Genomic DNA, 17,159 nt, shown 5'->3' with positions numbered 1-17,159 from the left:
TGGCTTCAAGCTTCGGGCGAAGCCCGGTTTCTACCCTTCGGCGAACTGGCGGAGCTGAGTGGTCAGGGTCAGCCGGTAATCATTGGGGGGAATGTACATAATCTGCCACGCCAGGGTGCGCCCCTCGGCGTCCTGGTAGCGGGTCTCCAGGCGCATCCCGGGGGGCGGGGCCTCGGCCAGCTCCGGCACGATGGCCCGGGCCACCGCCTTGGGCAAACGCCCCTGGCCGATACGATTATCGGCCAGGACCGGCGCCACCCCCAGGCGCTGCAGCAACGGCAGGACGCTCTCGTGCTCCAGGGCCTCGGCAGACAGGCGCATCAGCTCGCCGGCCTGGTCGGCGCGCAGGTAGATCTCGGTATAGCAGTCGAAGGTGCCATCGATACGGTCCTGGCGCACCAGATGCAGGTAGCCGCTCTCGCACGCCCCCAGCACCGTTTCCCAGACACCCCGGCGAGTCAGGGCCTCGCGCCTGAGCAGGCGAATAAAGACCAGCTTGACCGGAGAGCCATCGGGGCGCAGGAAGTGGAAGGCCGGGGTGGTGATCTCGCGGCGATGATCGCCGCCGGCCACGAAGGTGCCCAGGCGCCGACGGCGAGTGAGCTCGCCGCTCTCCACCAGGTCGCGCAGCGCCTTCTGCACCGTGCCCAGGCTCAGCGGCAGGGCCTCGGCCAGGGCCTGCTCGGTGGGCAGCCGGGTGCCCTCGGGCAGCTCGCCCTCGTTGATCAGCTCGACCAGGGCATCGCGCAGGCAGAGGTACTTGGGGGTGCGAGGGGAGGCCTCGAGGTGACGAGCGACACGCTCGGCTAGCGGGATCAACACGGCAGCGCCTTCACGATAGTGAGTGGCGGCATTCTACCAGCCTCAACGCCGGCGGGAAGCCAACTCAAAGCGAACCGCCCCCATGACAGAGCCATGGGGGCGGTTTTTCTTCCAGTCTATGACGTGACGCTTACTTTTCGACGAAGGCGCGCTCGATCACATAGTCGCCGGGCTCGCCCATGCGCGGGGATATCTTGAAGCCCAGGTCGTCGAGCAGGGCGCTGGTCTCGTCGAGCATGGCCGGGCTGCCGCAGATCATGGCGCGATCCTGCTTGGGATCGATGGGCGGCAGGCCGGTGTCGGCGAACAGCTTGCCGTCGCGGATATGATCGGTGAGGCGGCCCATGGTGTGGAACTCCTCCCGGGTCACGGTGGGGTAGTAGACCAGCTTCTCGCTGATCTCCTCGCCCAGGTACTCGTGGGCCGGCAGCTCCTTGGTGATAAAGTCGGCGTAGGCCAGCTCGCTGACGGTACGCACGCCGTGCACCAGCACGATCTTCTCGAAGCGCTCGTAGACCTCCGGGTCCTGGATCAGGCTCATAAAAGGCGCGAGCCCCGTGCCCGTCGACAGGCAGTAGAGGTTGCGCCCCGGCAGCAGGTCGTCACACACCAGGGTGCCGGTGGGCTTGCGGCTGACCATGATATGGTCGCCGACCTTGAGGTGCTGGAGCCGCGAGGTCAGGGGGCCGTCCGGCACCTTGATGCTGAAGAACTCCAGGTGATCCTCGTAATTGGGGCTGGCGATGGAGTAGGCGCGCATCAACGGCTTGCCGTCCACCTCCAGGCCGATCATCACGAACTGGCCGTTCTTGAAGCGCAGGCTGCGCTCACGGGTGGTACGGAAGCTGAACAGGGTGTCGTTCCAGTGGTGAACGCTGAGGACTTCTTCCTGGGCAAACTTGCTCACGACCGACTCCTTCTCATATTCGATTAGCGCATAAGGCGACTAAGCTGATCTTTGTGCTAATTCTAAGAGCCGATGACATATCTGTTAAATGGATTGTATGGATAAAGCTTATCTATAATATAGATATGAGATCCTGCCGAGCGAGGCACATATGCGCTATACCCTGCGTCAGCTGGAGGTCTTCGTGGCCGTGGCCCAGCACGAGAGCGTCTCCCGGGCGGCCCGCGCCCTGGCCCTCTCCCAGTCGGCGGCCAGCACCGCCCTGGCGGAGCTGGAGCGCCAGTTCGACTGCCAACTGCTGGACCGGATCGGCAAGCGCCTGCGGCTCAACGCCCTGGGCTTCCAGTTGCTGCCCAAGGCGGTGGCGCTGCTCGATCGCGCCGAGGAGATCGAGGAGCTGCTGCGCGGCCAGCACGGCGTCGGCTCCCTGGACGTGGGTGCCACCCTGACCATCGGCAACTACCTGGCCACCCTGCTGATCGGCGATTTCATGCAGCGCCACCCGGGCAGCCGGGTACGCCTCTCGGTGCGCAATACCCAGGGCATCATCGAGCGTATCGTCCAGCACGAGCTGGACCTGGGGCTGATCGAGGGGGACTGCCAGCACGAGGACCTGGTGATGCAGTCCTGGGTGGAGGACGAGCTGGTGGTGTTCTGCGGCCCCGAGCACCCCCTGGCGGGGGCCGAGGCGGTGCCCCTGGAGCGGCTGATGCGCGAGGCCTGGATCATGCGCGAGCCGGGCTCCGGCACCCGCCTGACCCTGGAACACGCCGCCCGCCACCGCCGCGGGCGCTTCAATACCCTGCTGGAACTGGAGCATACCGAGGGCATCAAGCGCGCCGTGGAGTCGGGGCTGGGTATCGGCTGCGTGTCGCGGCTGGCGCTGCGCGATGCCTTCCGCCGCGGCAGCCTGGTGCCCATCGCCACCCCGGAGCTGGACCTGCGCCGCCAGTTCGCCTTTATCTGGCACCGTCACAAGTACCTGACCACCGGGATGCGCGAGTTCCTCAAGCTGTGCCGGCAGTTGACCGAGGGCGTCGAGCGCAGCGACCAGATCGCCCTGCCCTATTACCCGTGACTGAGGCACAAACGCCAAGCCCCGGGCAAGAGGCCCGGGGCTTGGCGTGATGCGACCGAAGGATCAGGCCGGCTCGGGGAGCCGCCGAGGCGTCTCCTCGGGGGCCGCCAGCGACGCCGCCGACTGGGCCTCCATGCGCAGGGTAAAGCCGCCGACGATCTCGGCCAGGCGATCCGCCTGCTCCTGGAGATGGCCGGCAGCGGTGGTGGACTCCTCCACCAGGGCGGCGTTCTGCTGGGTCATGCTATCCAGCTCGGTGACCGCCACATTGACCTGGCCGATACCGTCGCGCTGCTCGCCGGCGGCGGCGTTGATCTCGCCCAGCACATCGGTGACCCGGGTCACGCTGGCGACGATCTCCTGCATGGTCTCGCCGGCCTGGGCCACCAGGCTGGCACCGTCCTTGACCCGGCTATCCGAAGCCTCGATCAGCGCCTTGATCTCCTGGGCCGCGGAGGCCGAGCGGCTGGCCAGGTTGCGTACCTCGCCGGCCACCACCGCGAAGCCGCGGCCCTGCTCGCCGGCCCGGGCCGCCTCCACCGAGGCGTTGAGCGCCAGCAGGTTGGTCTGGAAGGCGATGCCATCCATCACGTTGACGATCTCGGCGATCTGCCGCGAGGAGTCGCCGATGGCGTCCATGGTGGTAACCACCTCGCCCACCACCTCGCCGCCCCGGGCCGCCACCTGGGAGGCGGAGAGCGCCAGTTGGTTGGCTTGCTGGGCGGAATCGGCGGTCTGCGCCACGGTGCCGGTGATCTCCTCCATGGAGGCGGAGGTCTGCTGCAGGCTGGAGGCGGCGCTATCGGTGCGCCGCGACAGGTCCTGGCCGCCGCTGGCGATCTCCGCGGCGGCGACGCGCACCGATTCGCTGCTGTGACGCACCTCCACCAGGACGTCATGGATCTTGTCGGCGAAGGCGTTGAACTGGGTGGCCAACTGAGCCCCCTCGTCGCGGCCGCGCACCGGCAGGCGCTGGGTCAGGTCGCCATCGCCCGAGGCGATCTCCCGCATGCGGCTCGCCAATTCACGCAGCGGCCGGGCGATGCGTCCGCCGACCCAGGCCAGGGCCAGCAGCCCCAGGGCCGCCAGCAGGGCCCCCACCAGGCTCATGCCCAGGGCGTCGTGGCGGCGCTGCTCGGCGAGCACGCCCTGCAGGGCGTTGAGCTCGGCCAGCACCGCCGCCTCCGGCAGGCGAATGGCCAGGGTCCACTGGGTCGGGGTATCGCCGATGCGGAAGGGCAGGTAGCGCTCCAGCAGCCCTTCGGCCTCGACGCCGACCATCTCGCCATCGCGCCGGGCCGCGGCCAGATGGCCGGCCACCCGCTCGCCCATCACCGCCTCGGCGGACTCGCCGAGACGCTCGGCCGCACCGCTATGGGCCACCACCCCACCGCCGGCGGCCACCAGGGCCATCTCGCCGGCGCCATCGTAGAGCTCCGCATTGGCCGCCTCCAGCAGGCCCTGGATAAAGTCCACCGAGAGATCGGCACCGGCCACCCCGCGGAAGTCGCCCTCCACCATCACCGGCACATTGAAGGAGGTGACCATCAGGGTCTGGTCACCGAACTCGTAGGCGGCCGGATCGATAATGCAGGGTGCCTGGGTCTCGCGCACGCAGAGGTAGTACTCCCCCTCGCGCCCACCGCTGGGCAGCAGCGTCTCGCTCTCCATATCCCCCAGGGGCAACACCGCGATAGTGCCGTCGGCGTCCCGGTACCACCAGGGCATGTAGCGGCCCGTTGCCGCCTCGTAGCCATCCGCCTCGCGCCCCGCATGGAAGCGATCCACATCGAAGGCATCGGGCTCCCAGCCGATATAGACATCGACCAGATCGGGGTAGGCCGCCAGGGTCTCGCGCATCAGGGTGGAGAGTTCGTCGCGATCCATCCACAGCAGGGGGCGCCCCTGGGCGTCTTCGCGTCCCATCAGGGCATTGGTCCGGGCCAGCATCTCGGCGACCCGCAGCGGCTCCTCGAGGCGCCGCCGTATTTCCACCGCCTGGGCCTCGGCCAGTACCGCCAGGCGCTCATCGACGGCGCCCTCCATCAGCGCCTGGGTATGGGTCGCCACCGTCTGCTGAGTGCGGGATGACGCGATCAGGGCATAGGCCACCAGGGCCAGGGCCACGACCAGCAGGCAGGCGCCGGCCAGGGCCACCACGAACCAGCGCAGGGATTTAAAATGCATGGTGTTCCAACTCCTGGGAAGGCATAGCGGTCGCCGGGGTTCGCGGCAGGCTGGGCCGCTCCGATGCCGCGGACTGGGACAGGGTAAAGGCACCGACCGCCTCGGCCAGGCGATCCGCCTGCTCCTTGAGCTGCTCGGCGGCGGTGGTGGACTCCTCCACCAGGGCGGCATTCTGCTGGGTCATGCCGTCCAGCTCGGTGACCGCCACATTGACCTGGCCGATGCCATCGCGCTGCTCGCCGGCGGCGGCGTTGATCTCGCCCAGCACATCGGTGACCCGGGTCACGCTGGCGACGATCTCCTGCATGGTCTCGCCGGCCTGGCTCACCAGGCTGGCACCGTCCTTGACCCGGGTGTCCGAGGCCTCGATCAGCGCCTTGATCTCCTGGGCCGCATTGGCACTGCGGCTGGCCAGGTTACGCACCTCGCCGGCCACCACCGCGAAGCCGCGGCCCTGCTCACCGGCCCGGGCCGCCTCCACCGAGGCGTTGAGCGCCAGCAGGTTGGTCTGGAAGGCGATGCCGTCCATCACGTTGACGATCTCGGCGATCTGTCGCGAGGAGTCGCCGATGGCGTCCATGGTGGTGACCACCTCGCCCACCACCTGGCCGCCCCGGGCCGCCACCTGGGAGGCGGAGAGCGCCAGCTGGTTGGCCTCCTGGGCGGAGTCGGCGGTCTGCGCCACGGTGCCGGTGATCTCCTCCATGGAGGCGGAGGTCTGCTGCAGGCTGGAGGCGGCGCTATCGGTGCGCCGCGACAGGTCCTGGCCGCCGCTGGCGATCTCGTTGGCGGCGATGCGCACCGACTCGCTGCTGTCGCGAATGGTCATCATCACCGCCTCCATCTTGGCCACGAAACGGTTGAAGGCCTGGGCGATCTGGGCCACCTCGTCCTGGCCCTCCTCCGGCAGGCGACGGGTCAGGTCCCCTTCGCCACTGGCCACGTCCCCCATGGCATCCCGAGCCAGCTGCAGGCGACGGAACACCACCTTGAGCAGCGCACCCAGCACCAGCACCGCCCCCAGAGCCACCAGCACCAGGGTCAGGGCCGAGGTACCGAGGATGGCGCGCAGGCCGGCGGTGGCCTCGTGTTCGTCCAGGGCCACCACCAGTTGCCAGTCGGTGCCGGCGATGGGCCGGCTCCCCAGCAGTCGCTCGCGGCCATCGAGCTCCAGCAGCGGCGGCGTGCTCGCGGCAGGCAGCCCGTTCAGGAAATCGGCCTCCAAGGCCGGGTTGAGGCGACTGGAAGGCTCCAGGGAGAGGGCCGGATCCGGATGGGCGATCAGGGTGCCGTCGCCGGTCACCAGGAAGGCAAAGCTCTCGGCGGAGGGGCGGATCTCGGCGACCCCCTCGACGATGGTGTCGATAACGATATCGCCACCCAGCACGGCGTGCAGGCGGCCGTCCCGGTAGAAGGGATGGGCAATGGTCACCACCAGTTGGCCGGTGTTGGCATCCACATAGGGCAGCGTGACGATGGTCTCACCGGCGGCCTCGGCCCCGCGATACCAGGGCCGCACGCGGGGATCGTAGTCGGCGGGGGGCACCCAGCCATCGGAGGTCACCATGTCGCCACTGCGGGGATCGGCCACATAGGTGGACAGGAAACCACCGGAGGCGGCCAGTTGCTGGAGCGACGACAGGGGATCGTCGCCGAAGGCGGCATCCTCGGCGGCGGCGGCCATGGCCCGGCGCGCCTCGATCCACTCGCCGACGGCCTGGGCATGACCCTCGGCGGTGGCATCGAGCTGCTGGGCGATCTGGCGGTCGTTATGGGACTGCAGGGTGAAGTAACTGGCCACGCCATTGATCACCAAGGCCAGGGTGATGACCACCACGGCGGCAATCAGGATGCGGGTGCGCAGGGATGTCAGCATGCGGGGTCTCGCTCGTCGGGGAGTTCTTATGGCCGCCGGCACACGGGTGCCATGCGCCGGCATTGCGCTTATTTATCGGCCAAGCCCCCGACGAGCTTTAGCGTTCGCCTCAACGCATATCGCTGACCGCCTCCTGAATATCCGCCAGGGACGCCTTGGAGAGGTCCTTGGGCAGGGAATGAATCAACAACTTGTGGGTCGCAGCATCCAGCTTGTCTCGCAGGATGCCCAGGAAACGGGGCGGAGCCACCAGGATCAGCTTGCGCAGATGATTACCGACCCGGGCACGATAGATACACTCCGCCACCTGCTTGGCGAAGATTTCCGCCTGATGATGGGAGGCGACACTCTCTCCCCCCGAGGTTCGCGAGGTGCGCGCCATGGATTCATGCACCTCGCCACCGCCATCGGTCACCAGGTCACCCTCGTGCAGGCGCCCCTCGGCATGCACCAGGCTCTCCTTCTCTTCCAGCTTCAGTCCCTCACGGGTAAAGACGCGGGCGCGCGCCGCGTCGGCCACCACGATATAGGTCGTCATGGGAACTCCTTGGCAAGGCAAAGGGAACAGGCGAGGCCAGAGGCGTCGGTTTTTCGACAGCGTCCAGGCCTCTTATGGAGCGTGGCAAGGCCCCGGGAAGGCGTCAACTTCCCCCGCCGCGGAGGCTGCGCCGAGCCACGAACTGGGGTAGCATCCCAGCATCGGCAGGAAGCCGAGCGTCTCCGCACCGCCAACTCCAGGAAGGCTAGCCATGCGTCGATTCCTTTTCCCGCGTCATCCCCTGCCCCGTTCTACCCTGCTGTTCTGCCACCTGCTGCTGCAACTGGGCCTGCTCGCCTATGGCCTGAGTCGCCTGTTGCCGCACACCCCCTGGCTGGGGGAAACCTCCTGGCTGTCGGCCTGGCCCGACCTGGCCCTGGGCGGCGGCCTGCTGCTGTTGGCCATGGTGGCGGCGCGGCTGCTGCTGGAGCTATGGTTGCTGCCCTACCACCTGGCGGCCCGGCAGGGCGGCTTCGCCCCCCAGTCGGTGATGACACGCTCCTATGCTCGCCGTCCCGCCGTGCACGACCCGGACAGCGCCTGGACCAGCGAGGCGCGTCGGGTGACGCTGGAGGACGAAGTGGTGGGCAAGGCCAGGGTGCGTCAGGAGGCCAGCGAGCCGACCCTGAACTTCCAGGGCGGTCTCGACGAGACCGACAACACCCAAGGCGAGCCCCGCCTCTCCTAGGCGTTGCCTGAAAAGTCGGCGAGCGAAGGTCAGGTAAAAATCGGCGGGCACCCAGCCAGGGTTTATGGAAAGCGGCGAAGTGTCCTTAGCCCAAACGGCGGCGCAGGCCGTATAGCAGCAGCACGGCGCTGCCACTCCCCAGCCAGGGTTTATGGAAAGCGGCGAGGTGTCCTTAGCCCAAACGGCGGCGCAGGCCGTATAGCAGCAGCACGGCGCTGCCACTCCCCAGCCAGGGTTTATGGAAAGCGGCGAGGTGTCCTTAGCCCAAACGGCGGCGCAGGCCATATAGCAGCAGCACGGCGCTGCCACTCCCAGCCAGGGTTTATGGAAAGCGGCGAGGTGTCCTTAGCCCAAACGGCGGCGCAGGCCGTATAGCAGCAGCACGGCGCTGCCACTCCCCAGCCAGGGTTTATGGAAAGCGGCGAGGTGTCCTTAGCCCAAACGGCGGCGCAGGCCGTATAGCAGCAGCACGGCGCTGCCACTCCCCAGCCAGGGTTTATGGAAAGCGGCGAGGTGTCCTTAGCCCAAACGGCGGCGCAGGCCGTATAGCAGCAGCACGGCGCTGCCACTCCCCAGGCTATTGGCGAGGATATCCCAGCCATCGCCGCCGCTGCGGCCCGGCACCGGGATCTGGGCCAACTCGATGGCGATGCCATAGGCCACCGCCACGGCGAAGGCCCGGGGCAGGGGCAATCCGGCCAGGCCCACTAGCCCCGCCAGGCCGGCATAGCCGACGAAGTGATTGAACTTGTCCCAGGGCAGGGACTGGGGCATCTCGCTGCCCGGGGTCAGGCTACCGAGGGCGATCAGCAGGGCCGCGGCCAGGGCCACCGCCGCCCACAAGCGGCGGCGATGATGCCAGCGGCACAGCGACTCAGTCATGCTCGATCTGGGCATGGTAGGCGGGGCTCAGCTCATGCAGGGCATCCATAAAGGCCGTGACATGCTCCGGGTCGGTGAACTGGCTGATGCCGTGGCCCAGGTTGAAGACATGCCCGGGGCCCGTGCCGTAGCTGTCGAGGATACGCGCCACCTCGGCGCGAATCGCCGAGGGCTTGGCGAACAGCACATTGGGGTCCAGGTTGCCCTGCAGCGCCACCTTGTGCCCCACCCGGGCCCGGGCATCGGCCAGCTCGGTGGTCCAGTCCAGCCCCAGGGCATCACAGCCGGTGCCGGCGATATGCTCCAGCCACTGGCCGCCATTCTTGGTGAACAGGATCACCGGTACCTTGCGGCCGTCCTGGCCGGGTTCGAGGCCGGCGACGATCTGCTCCATGTAACGCAGCGAAAACTCCAGATAGGCCGGGGTGGAGAGCACCCCGCCCCAGGTATCGAAGATCTGCACCGCCTGGGCACCGGCACGAATCTGCGCATTGAGGTAGTCGGTGACCGCCTGGGCCAGGGTGTCCAGCAGCTGGTGCATGGTGTCCGGCGTGTCATAGAGCATGGTCTTCACATGCCGGAAGTCCTTGCTGGAGGCGCCCTCCACCATATAGGTGGCGAGGGTCCAGGGGCTGCCGGAGAAGCCGATCAGCGGCACCCGGCCGTTGAGGGCCGAGCGGATGGTGGAGACCGCCTTCATCACATAGCCCAGGTCGCGCTCGGCGTCCGGCACCGTCAGCGCCGCCACGGCTTCCGGGGTGCGCACCGGCTTGCGGAATTTCGGCCCCTCGCCGGTCTCGAAGTAGAGCCCCAGCCCCATGGCATCGGGAATGGTGAGGATATCCGAGAAGAGGATGGCGGCATCCAGCGGATAGCGTTCCAGGGGCTGCAGGGTCACCTCGCAGGCCAGGTCGTGGTTGCGGCACAGGTCCATAAAGCTGCCGGCATCGGCCCGGGAGGCGCGATACTCCGGCAGATAGCGGCCAGCCTGGCGCATCATCCATACCGGGGTGCGGTCCACCGGTTGACGGGCCAGGGCGCGCAGGAAGCGATCGTTCTTGAGTTCCATGGGGGCTCACTCTCGACAAGATTTGTCCGCATTGTACCCGAAGCCACCCGGGTGTCGCGCCGGGTTCAGAGGTCGACTGCAATAACCAGAGAGCCCGGGGGTAGGCCGGAGCGATGCGCCTTTCTCTCCTCCCTTGTCGTCGAGACCGTGAGCCACGGCCTCGATCCTGCTAGAATGGCCCGATTGGCCAGGCGCCCGAGCGCCGCCCGTACGACGAGGTAACCCGTGACGATTCGATTCATCGCCGCCTCCCGGCTGCCCACCCCCTGGGCGACCTTTACCATGCATGGCTTCGAGGACGAGGCCACCGGCAAGGACCATATCGCCCTGACCCTGGGCGAGATCAGCGACGGCGAGCCCGTACTGGGGCGGGTGCACTCCGAGTGCCTGACCGGCGATGCGCTCTTCTCCATGCGTTGCGACTGTGGCTACCAGCTCCAGGAAGCCCTCAAGCGCATCGCCAGCGAGGGCCGCGGCGTGCTGCTCTACCTGCGCCAGGAGGGCCGCGGCATCGGCCTGCTCAACAAGATCCGCGCCTACCATCTCCAGGATCAGGGCGCCGACACCGTGGAGGCCAACGAGCGCCTCGGCTTCGGTGCCGATATGCGCCGCTACGACCTCTGCGTGCCCATGCTCGAGCACCTGGGCATCACCGGCCTGCGCCTGATGACCAACAATCCCCGCAAGGTCGATGCCCTGACCCAGGCCGGGGTCAAGGTCGCCGAGCGAGTGCCCCTGACCACCGGCCTCAACCCCCATAACGAGCACTACCTCTCCACCAAGGCCGGCAAGCTCGGCCATATGATGGCCCTGGGCGACTTCACCCAGGCCAGCGACGTGGATATCGAACGCAAGTCGTAAGGTTTTCCCTCCATGGCCGGCTAAGACACAAGCGTCGGAGATGCGCCTCTCGCCCATCGCGACGCCCTCTGTGTTCCCAGCCTTATGGAGGGACTCGTCATGAAAACACGTCTTCTGCTGATCGCCCTGCCCCTGGTGGCCCTGCCCCTGATGGCCCAGGCCGACCGCGCCAGCGAACTGGCCCTGGAGCTCAACCAGGCACCAACGAGTCAGCACGGCGGCATGGCCGACAGGGTCCAGGAACCGGCCAACCTGCATCTGCTGTCTGGCAACAGCGAGGCCATGGCCCAGGCCTGGTTGCGCCTGAAACGCTATCAGCCGCCCATGCATGTGGATGCCAACGGCAACCCCCTGTCGTTGGGTCGCCAGGCGGCCCACTAACCCTTCTCGTACCACCTGGCGCTACCCACGGCACGCCGTGGGTAGCGCCATGGGTCGCTTTGGGCGCCCTTTCAGCCAGGCTGAGGATGGCGCCGCCACGACAACATTAGAAACGCAAAATAGTAAAAAAGTAATAGTGAGATACCCGAAAGAAGAACAGCCCAAAAAACCGGGCAAGTTATTGCCCGACTCGGGCAATAAATTGCCCAACAATCAGCGACACCCTCCCTGAGAAGAAGATACAAAAAATCACCCGAGCAGGATCATAAGGGTCATCTTGTAAGAGATTTGCTACATTTTCGGTAGCCGATCGACCACTCCTCGCCCCTCCGCTCCACCACCACCCGAGACATCCCACAAATAACAGATGAAATTCAATGAACTACAGCTAACAACATCAATTTTTACCATTTGAAACCGTCCTCGCCCACCCCACTTCCCCCTCCTGCAAGGCGTGAACAATATTGCTATCATCGCGCACCTGAGAACGATTCCACCCCATTAAAGGTCCGGACGGCGCCGCCTTTGGCGAGCCTCTGCCACCGGCCTCTTAGTTGGCTCTGTCTCCATTCCGAGCCACCCGGTAGTTTCTGAAAACACAAATCACGGATAGACGCACTAGGTTCGTCAGGGAGTTTGATCATGGCCAAAGAAGGCACCGTCGCACCGAAGGAACGGATCAATATCAAGTATGTGCCGGCCACCGGCGATCAACAGGCCGAGACCGAGCTGCCCCAGAAGCTGCTGATCGTCGGCGACTTCAAGGGGGGGCCGGAAGAGGCGCCCATCGAGGAACGCAGCACCGTCTCGGTGGACAAGAACAACTTCCAGTCGGTGATGCGTGAGGCCGGCCTGTCGCTGCAGACCAGCGTGCCCAACCGCCTCGAAGAGGGCGACGAGCCCTCCGACCTGCCGGTGGAACTGGCCTTCCAGTCCCTGGCGGATTTCGCCCCCGATAGCGTCGCCCGACAGGTGCCCGAGCTGCGCAAGCTGGTGGAGCTGCGCGAGGCCCTGGTGGCCCTCAAGGGCCCGCTGGGCAATGTCCCCGCCTTCCGCGAACGCCTGCAGCGCCTGCTGGAGAGCGACGAAGCGCGTCAACAGCTGCTGGCCGAGCTGGACCTGCTCGAGACCCGCGGCGACAACGCCTAACCCATCGCACGGCAACGGAACCGAGGCACGCTCATGACCGACACGGCACAACAGCAGCAACAGGCGACCGAGACCCGGACCGAGGAGAGCCTCCTCGACCAGGTGATGGCCCAGACCCGCATGGCCCCCGCCGACGACGGCTACGATATCGCCAAGCAGGGCGTCGCCGCCTTTATCGGCGAACTCCTGCGCAGCGACGACGGCACTCCCCAGGTCAACAAGGCGGTGGTCGACCGCATGATCGTCGAGCTGGACCGCAAGATCGGCCAACAGGTCGACGAGGTCCTCCACGACCCGTCCTTCCAGCACCTGGAATCCGCCTGGCGCGGCCTGAAGCTGCTGGTGGATCGCACCGACTTCCGCGAGAACATCAAGCTCGACGTCCTGCATGCCACCAAGGAGGAGCTGCTGGAGGACTTCGAGTTCGCCCCGGAACTCAGCCAGAGCGGCCTCTACCAGCACGTCTATGCGGCGGAGTATGGCCAGTTCGGTGGCGAGCCGGTGGCCGCCATGGTGGGCAACTACGACTTCTCGCCCTCGACCCCGGACATCAAGCTGCTGCAGTACACCGCCGCCGTCGGCGCCATGGCCCACGCCCCCTTCCTGTCCTCGGTGGCGCCCGGCTTCTTCGGTATCGACAGCTTCGAGGAGCTGCCCAATATCAAGGACTTCAAGGCGATCTTCGAGGGGCCCAAGTACGCCCGCTGGCGCAGCCTGCGGGAGTCCGAGGACGCCCGCTACCTGGGCCTGACCGCGCCGCGCTTCCTGCTGCGCATGCCCTACGACCCGGTGGAGAACCCGGTCAAGAGCTTCAACTACCGGGAAACGGTGAGCGAGAGCCACGAGCACTATCTATGGGGCAATACCGCCTACCTGCTGGCCGAGCGCCTCAACGACAGCTTCGCCAAGTACCGCTGGTGCCCGAACATCATCGGCCCCCAGAGCGGCGGCGCCGTGGAGAACCTGCCGGTGCACACCTATGAGGCCATGGGGCAGCTGCAGGCCAAGATTCCCACCGAGGTGCTGGTCACCGACCGCCGCGAGTTCGAGATGGCCGAAGAGGGTTTCATCTCGCTGACCATGCGCAAGGGCAGCGACAACGCCGCCTTCTTCTCCGCCAACTCGGTGCAGAAGCCCAAGACCTTCCCCAACACCCCCGAGGGCAAGGCCGCCGAGACCAACTTCAAGCTCGGCACCCAGCTGCCCTACATGTTTATCGTCAATCGCCTCGCCCACTACATCAAGGTGCTGCAGCGCGAGCAGATCGGTGCCTGGAAGGAGCGTCAGGACCTGGAGCGGGAGCTCAACGCCTGGATCCGCCAGTACGTGGCCGACCAGGAGAACCCGCCCGCCGACGTGCGCAGCCGCCGGCCGCTGCGCGCCGCCTCCATCCAGGTCTCCGACGTGGAAGGCGATCCGGGCTGGTACCAGGTCTCCATGGCGGTGCGTCCGCACTTCAAGTACATGGGCGCCAACTTCGAGCTGTCGCTGGTGGGTCGCCTCGACAAGGAGTGAGGGCCCCCGAGCCATGACGCATCATCGTGATGGCCGGTCCCGCGGACGGCTCTTCGAGCGCCTGACGGCGCCCCATGACGCGCCGAGTGCCGACCCCACCCTCGAGACGGTGGAGTCGGTCAAGCGCCACCTGGTCGACCTGCTCAACAGCCATCCGGGGCACAGCGAATCCGCCCCGGAGCTGGGCCTGCTCGACTTCAACGATGCCACCATCGGCGTGCTGGACCTGGAGCTCAACGTCCAGCGCGCCATCCGTCAGTGCATCGAGCGCTTCGAGCCGCGCATTCGCCGTGCCGAGGTGGAGTCGCTGCCCAATACGGGCGCGCCGCTGCAGCTGCGTTTCCAGGTGCACGCCACCCTGGACCTCGGCGCCGACCAGGCGGAGGCCACCATCGACCTGCTGCTCAACGACAAGCGCTACCAGTGCCTGAACTGACCACCACCGCGGCGAGGTCCGTATGCTCAATCGCTATTACCGGGATGAGCTCAATTTCCTGAAACGCCAGGGGCGGGACTTCGCCGAAGCCAACCCCGGCCTGAGCCGCTTCCTCTCCGAGCGCAGCACCGACCCGGACGTGGAGCGTCTGCTCGAGGGCTTCGCCTTCCTCACCGGGCGCATGCGCGAGAAGGTGGAGGACGAGTTCCCGGAGCTGACCCATTCGCTGATCAACATGCTGTGGCCCAACTACCTGCGTCCGGTGCCCAGCATGACCCTGGTGCAGTTCCAGCCGATCTGGCATGCGCTGAGCGCCAGCCAGCGCATCGCCGCGGGCACCGCCCTGGCCAGCCAGCCGGTGGACGGCACCCCCTGCCGCTTCCACACCTGCCACGAGGTGGCGCTCTATCCCCTGGCGCATGCCGGGGTCACCGCCCAGCACTCCCGGGAGGCCTCCATCGTCGAGCTGGCCATGGACGTGCACAGCGACCAGCCCCTGGACGAGCTGGGTATCGAGGCGCTGCGCCTGCACCTCGGCGGCGACGGCTATACCGCCCGCACCCTCTACCTGTGGCTCAACCACTACCTAGCACGTATCGAGCTGGAGGTGGATGGCGACACCCAGCGCCTGCCGGCCGGCACCCTCAAGCCGGTGGGCTTCGAGCGCGAGCACGCCCTGCTGCCCTACCCGCGCAATGTCCATCAGGGCTATCGCATCCTGCAGGAGTACCTGTGCTTCCCCGAGGCCTTCCAGTTCGTGGAACTCGAGGCCCTGGGGCGCCGGCTGCCGCCGCGCCAGGCCCGGCGCCTGACCCTGCGCTTCATCTTCTCGCGGACCCTGCCGGCGGATGCCAAGGTGCACGACGAGCACCTGGCGCTCTACTGCACCCCGGCCATCAACCTCTTCGCCCACGACGCCGATCCCATCGACCTGAGCGGCGAGCGCAGCGAGTACCGCATCCACCCCAGCAGCCGCCACCCGGATCATTACGAGGTGTTCAGCGTCGACGCGGTACAGGGCTGGCTGGAGAGCGCCTCCGGCAAGGTCCGCGGCAAGCCCCGCGACTATGTGCCCTTCGAGAGCTTCCAGCACCAGATCGAGCGCGACCGCCAGCGGGAGTCCCTCTACTATCGAGTGCGGGTCCGCGATAGCCTGCGCGGCGACGGCTTCGACCATGACATCGCCTTCGTGCGCGGCGACGAACGGGCCTGCCTGGGGCTGCGCGAGACCTTGTCGCTGCGCCTCACCTGCAGCAACCGGGCCCTGCCGGAGCGGCTCACCGTGGGCGATATCTGCGTCCCCACCGAATCGAGCCCGGCCTATGCCGACTTCCGCAACCTGACCCGGCCGACGCCGACCCTGCGCCCGACCCTGGACGGCAGCCTGCTGTGGACGCTGATCTCCAACCTGTCGCTCAACTACCTGTCGCTGCTGGAGCGCGACGCCCTCTGCTCGGTGCTGCGCGCCTACGACTTCCGCGCCCTGGTCGACCGCCAGGCGGAGCGGGTCTCCCGGCAGCGCCTGGCCGGCATCGCCGCCATCGAGACCCAGCCCATCGACCGCCTGGAGCGCGGCCTGCCGGTACGCGGCCTGCGCTCGACCATGACCCTGGAGCAGTCGGCCTTCGGCGACGAGGGCAGCCTCTACCTGTTCGGCAGCGTGCTGTCGCACTTCTTCTCCCTGTACGCCAGCATCAACTCCTTCCACGAGTTGCATGTCATCAACCGTCACAACCGAGAGCGCTACGCATGGACCTTGCGGCCGGGCCAGCAGCCCCTGATGTAGCGCTCCGGCCCCTGCTCGACGGGGCCCGGCGCTACGACTTCTTCCAGCTCGTCGAACTCCTGCACCGCTACCACGGGGATGACCTCGAGGCGACCCAGGAGGCCCCGGGACGCGAGCGGGTGCGCTTCCACGCCTCGGCCTCCCTGGGCTTCCCCGGCAGCGACGTGATCGAACTGGCGCCGCGGCCCAGCGACGGCTACGCCCTGGAGGTCAGCTTCTTCGGCCTGCAGGGCGCCCAGTCGCCGCTGCCCGGCTACTACCTGGAGGCCCTGGCCCACGGCCGCGCCCACCGCGAGGGCACCGCCGGCGACTTCCTCGACTTCTTCAACCACCGCCTGCTGACCCTGATGCATCGGGCCTGGCGCAAGTATCGCCACTACGCCCGCTACCAGGACAACGCCAGCGATGGCTTCTCGGCGGCGATCTTCGCCCTGGTGGGCCTGGCCGACGACGACCTGCGCGGCGAGACCCCCATCAACTGGAGCAAGATGCTGGCCTACGCCGGCCTGCTGGCCGGGCGCTCCCGCTCGCCGGAGGTGGTCGGCAGCATCGTCTCCCACTGCTTCGACCTGGACGAGGTGCATATCGAGCAATGGGTGCGGCGCTGGGTGGAGATTCCCGAGGACCAGCGCAGCCGCACCGGGCTCGGCAACATGTCCCTGGGCCAGGACATGATCGCCGGCGAGCGGGTCGCCGACGTGGGGGGCAAGTTCGCCCTCTGCCTGCGCGGCCTCAGCCTGGCGCGCTTCCGCGATTTCCTGCCCGATGGCCGCGAGCATGCCGCCCTCAAGACCCTGATGGCCTTCGTGCTGCGCGAGCCCCTGGCCTACGACCTGGAGCTCGAGCTGCTGGAGAGCGCCGTGCTGCCCATGCGCCTCGGCGAGGCCGGCAGCAGCCAGCTCGGCTGGACCACCTTCGTCAACCCCGATGCCCAGGGCGCCAGTCGGCGCCGCCGGGTCCGTATCCAGATGACAGGGTAATGCC

General features: G+C 67.3%; 16 protein-coding genes. 9 read left to right on the top strand and 7 right to left on the bottom strand.

Features of this window, described 5'->3' with window-relative positions; genetic code table 11:
- Window positions 1-30: 30 nt before the first annotated feature.
- A complete protein-coding gene (locus ACQ1W9_RS00665; RefSeq protein WP_431024855.1) occupies window positions 31-822 on the bottom strand; it encodes a GntR family transcriptional regulator in 792 nt (263 codons plus the stop codon).
- A gap of 130 nt (window positions 823-952) precedes the next feature.
- Window positions 953-1,729, bottom strand: a complete 777-nt coding sequence (locus ACQ1W9_RS00660; RefSeq protein ID WP_346061016.1) for a ferredoxin--NADP reductase — start codon at window positions 1,727-1,729, stop codon at window positions 953-955.
- 151 nt (window positions 1,730-1,880) lie between these two features.
- Here ACQ1W9_RS00660 and ACQ1W9_RS00655 point away from each other — a divergent pair, with 151 nt between their 5' ends.
- Window positions 1,881-2,807 carry a LysR family transcriptional regulator gene (locus tag ACQ1W9_RS00655; RefSeq protein WP_346061015.1) on the top strand — a complete coding sequence of 309 codons (927 nt, stop codon included), beginning with the start codon at window positions 1,881-1,883 and terminating at the stop codon, window positions 2,805-2,807.
- Between the two features lie 63 nt (window positions 2,808-2,870).
- On the opposite strand, the gene ACQ1W9_RS00650 is transcribed toward ACQ1W9_RS00655, so the two are convergent.
- From ACQ1W9_RS00650 to ACQ1W9_RS00640, 3 genes are all read right to left on the bottom strand, one after another.
- Complete coding sequence (locus tag ACQ1W9_RS00650) at window positions 2,871-4,994, bottom strand: methyl-accepting chemotaxis protein (RefSeq protein WP_431024854.1); 2,124 nt, start codon at window positions 4,992-4,994, stop codon at window positions 2,871-2,873.
- Complete coding sequence (locus tag ACQ1W9_RS00645) at window positions 4,984-6,870, bottom strand: methyl-accepting chemotaxis protein (RefSeq protein WP_431024853.1); 1,887 nt, start codon at window positions 6,868-6,870, stop codon at window positions 4,984-4,986. The genes ACQ1W9_RS00650 and ACQ1W9_RS00645 overlap by 11 nt, the downstream gene beginning before the upstream one ends.
- 109 nt (window positions 6,871-6,979) lie before the next feature.
- Window positions 6,980-7,408 (bottom strand): host attachment protein, encoded by a 429-nt coding sequence (locus ACQ1W9_RS00640; protein ID WP_346061012.1) that lies wholly within the window; start codon window positions 7,406-7,408, stop codon window positions 6,980-6,982.
- A gap of 211 nt (window positions 7,409-7,619) precedes the next feature.
- Between ACQ1W9_RS00640 and ACQ1W9_RS00635 the strand changes: the two genes are divergently transcribed.
- Complete coding sequence (locus ACQ1W9_RS00635) at window positions 7,620-8,096, top strand: hypothetical protein (RefSeq protein WP_431024852.1); 477 nt, start codon at window positions 7,620-7,622, stop codon at window positions 8,094-8,096.
- 519 nt (window positions 8,097-8,615) lie between these two features.
- On the opposite strand, the gene ACQ1W9_RS00630 is transcribed toward ACQ1W9_RS00635, so the two are convergent.
- Together ACQ1W9_RS00630 and hemE are read right to left on the bottom strand one after the other, a co-directional pair.
- A complete protein-coding gene (locus ACQ1W9_RS00630) occupies window positions 8,616-8,978 on the bottom strand; it encodes a VanZ family protein (RefSeq protein WP_431024851.1) in 363 nt (120 codons plus the stop codon).
- A complete protein-coding gene (gene hemE / locus ACQ1W9_RS00625; protein ID WP_431024850.1) occupies window positions 8,971-10,047 on the bottom strand; it encodes a uroporphyrinogen decarboxylase in 1,077 nt (358 codons plus the stop codon). The genes ACQ1W9_RS00630 and hemE overlap by 8 nt, the downstream gene beginning before the upstream one ends.
- 225 nt (window positions 10,048-10,272) lie before the next feature.
- Between hemE and ribA the strand changes: the two genes are divergently transcribed.
- The 7 genes from ribA to tssG all read left to right on the top strand — a co-directional run bounded on the left by ribA (window position 10,273) and on the right by tssG (window position 17,155).
- Window positions 10,273-10,908: a GTP cyclohydrolase II gene (gene ribA, locus ACQ1W9_RS00620; RefSeq protein ID WP_431024849.1), complete on the top strand. Its 636-nt coding sequence runs from the start codon at window positions 10,273-10,275 to the stop codon at window positions 10,906-10,908.
- A 99-nt stretch (window positions 10,909-11,007) separates the two neighbouring features.
- On the top strand, window positions 11,008-11,289 hold the full coding sequence (locus ACQ1W9_RS00615; RefSeq protein ID WP_431024848.1) for a hypothetical protein: 282 nt from the start codon (window positions 11,008-11,010) through the stop codon (window positions 11,287-11,289).
- Between the two features lie 642 nt (window positions 11,290-11,931).
- Window positions 11,932-12,438, top strand: coding sequence for a type VI secretion system contractile sheath small subunit (gene tssB, locus ACQ1W9_RS00610; protein ID WP_431024847.1), 507 nt, complete (start codon window positions 11,932-11,934; stop codon window positions 12,436-12,438).
- Between the two features lie 33 nt (window positions 12,439-12,471).
- Window positions 12,472-13,953, top strand: coding sequence for a type VI secretion system contractile sheath large subunit (gene tssC, locus ACQ1W9_RS00605; RefSeq protein WP_346061005.1), 1,482 nt, complete (start codon window positions 12,472-12,474; stop codon window positions 13,951-13,953).
- Between the two features lie 13 nt (window positions 13,954-13,966).
- Window positions 13,967-14,389: a type VI secretion system baseplate subunit TssE gene (gene tssE, locus ACQ1W9_RS00600; RefSeq protein WP_431024846.1), complete on the top strand. Its 423-nt coding sequence runs from the start codon at window positions 13,967-13,969 to the stop codon at window positions 14,387-14,389.
- Window positions 14,390-14,411: 22 nt separating this feature from the next.
- On the top strand, window positions 14,412-16,175 hold the full coding sequence (gene tssF, locus ACQ1W9_RS00595) for a type VI secretion system baseplate subunit TssF (protein WP_431024845.1): 1,764 nt from the start codon (window positions 14,412-14,414) through the stop codon (window positions 16,173-16,175).
- Window positions 16,139-17,155, top strand: coding sequence for a type VI secretion system baseplate subunit TssG (gene tssG / locus ACQ1W9_RS00590; RefSeq protein ID WP_346061002.1), 1,017 nt, complete (start codon window positions 16,139-16,141; stop codon window positions 17,153-17,155). Before tssF ends, tssG begins: the two co-directional genes overlap by 37 nt.
- Window positions 17,156-17,159 lie beyond the last annotated feature (4 nt).

Origin of the sequence: Halomonas sp. H5 (genome assembly GCF_050613175.1) — a bacterium.
GTDB classification, from domain to species: Bacteria; Pseudomonadota; Gammaproteobacteria; order Pseudomonadales; family Halomonadaceae; genus Bisbaumannia; species Bisbaumannia salifodinae.
The sequence above is the reverse complement of the archived record's forward strand: the minus strand, read 5'-3'. Positions and strand labels throughout refer to the sequence as shown.

Bases quoted from the DNA above. Each gene is read 5' to 3' on its own strand.
- tssB (WP_431024847.1), top strand. From the start codon at position 11,932: ATGGCCAAAGAAGGCACCGTCGCACCGAAGGAACGGATCAATATCAAG.
- hemE (WP_431024850.1), bottom strand. From the start codon at position 10,047: ATGGAACTCAAGAACGATCGCTTCCTGCGCGCCCTGGCCCGTCAACCG.
- ACQ1W9_RS00640 (WP_346061012.1), bottom strand. From the start codon at position 7,408: ATGACGACCTATATCGTGGTGGCCGACGCGGCGCGCGCCCGCGTCTTT.
- ACQ1W9_RS00615 (WP_431024848.1), top strand. From the start codon at position 11,008: ATGAAAACACGTCTTCTGCTGATCGCCCTGCCCCTGGTGGCCCTGCCC.
- tssF (WP_431024845.1), top strand. From the start codon at position 14,412: ATGCTCAATCGCTATTACCGGGATGAGCTCAATTTCCTGAAACGCCAG.
- ACQ1W9_RS00655 (WP_346061015.1), top strand. From the start codon at position 1,881: ATGCGCTATACCCTGCGTCAGCTGGAGGTCTTCGTGGCCGTGGCCCAG.
- ACQ1W9_RS00650 (WP_431024854.1), bottom strand. From the start codon at position 4,994: ATGCATTTTAAATCCCTGCGCTGGTTCGTGGTGGCCCTGGCCGGCGCC.
- ACQ1W9_RS00630 (WP_431024851.1), bottom strand. From the start codon at position 8,978: ATGACTGAGTCGCTGTGCCGCTGGCATCATCGCCGCCGCTTGTGGGCG.
- tssG (WP_346061002.1), top strand. From the start codon at position 16,139: ATGGACCTTGCGGCCGGGCCAGCAGCCCCTGATGTAGCGCTCCGGCCC.
- ACQ1W9_RS00645 (WP_431024853.1), bottom strand. From the start codon at position 6,870: ATGCTGACATCCCTGCGCACCCGCATCCTGATTGCCGCCGTGGTGGTC.
- tssE (WP_431024846.1), top strand. From the start codon at position 13,967: ATGACGCATCATCGTGATGGCCGGTCCCGCGGACGGCTCTTCGAGCGC.
- tssC (WP_346061005.1), top strand. From the start codon at position 12,472: ATGACCGACACGGCACAACAGCAGCAACAGGCGACCGAGACCCGGACC.
- ACQ1W9_RS00635 (WP_431024852.1), top strand. From the start codon at position 7,620: ATGCGTCGATTCCTTTTCCCGCGTCATCCCCTGCCCCGTTCTACCCTG.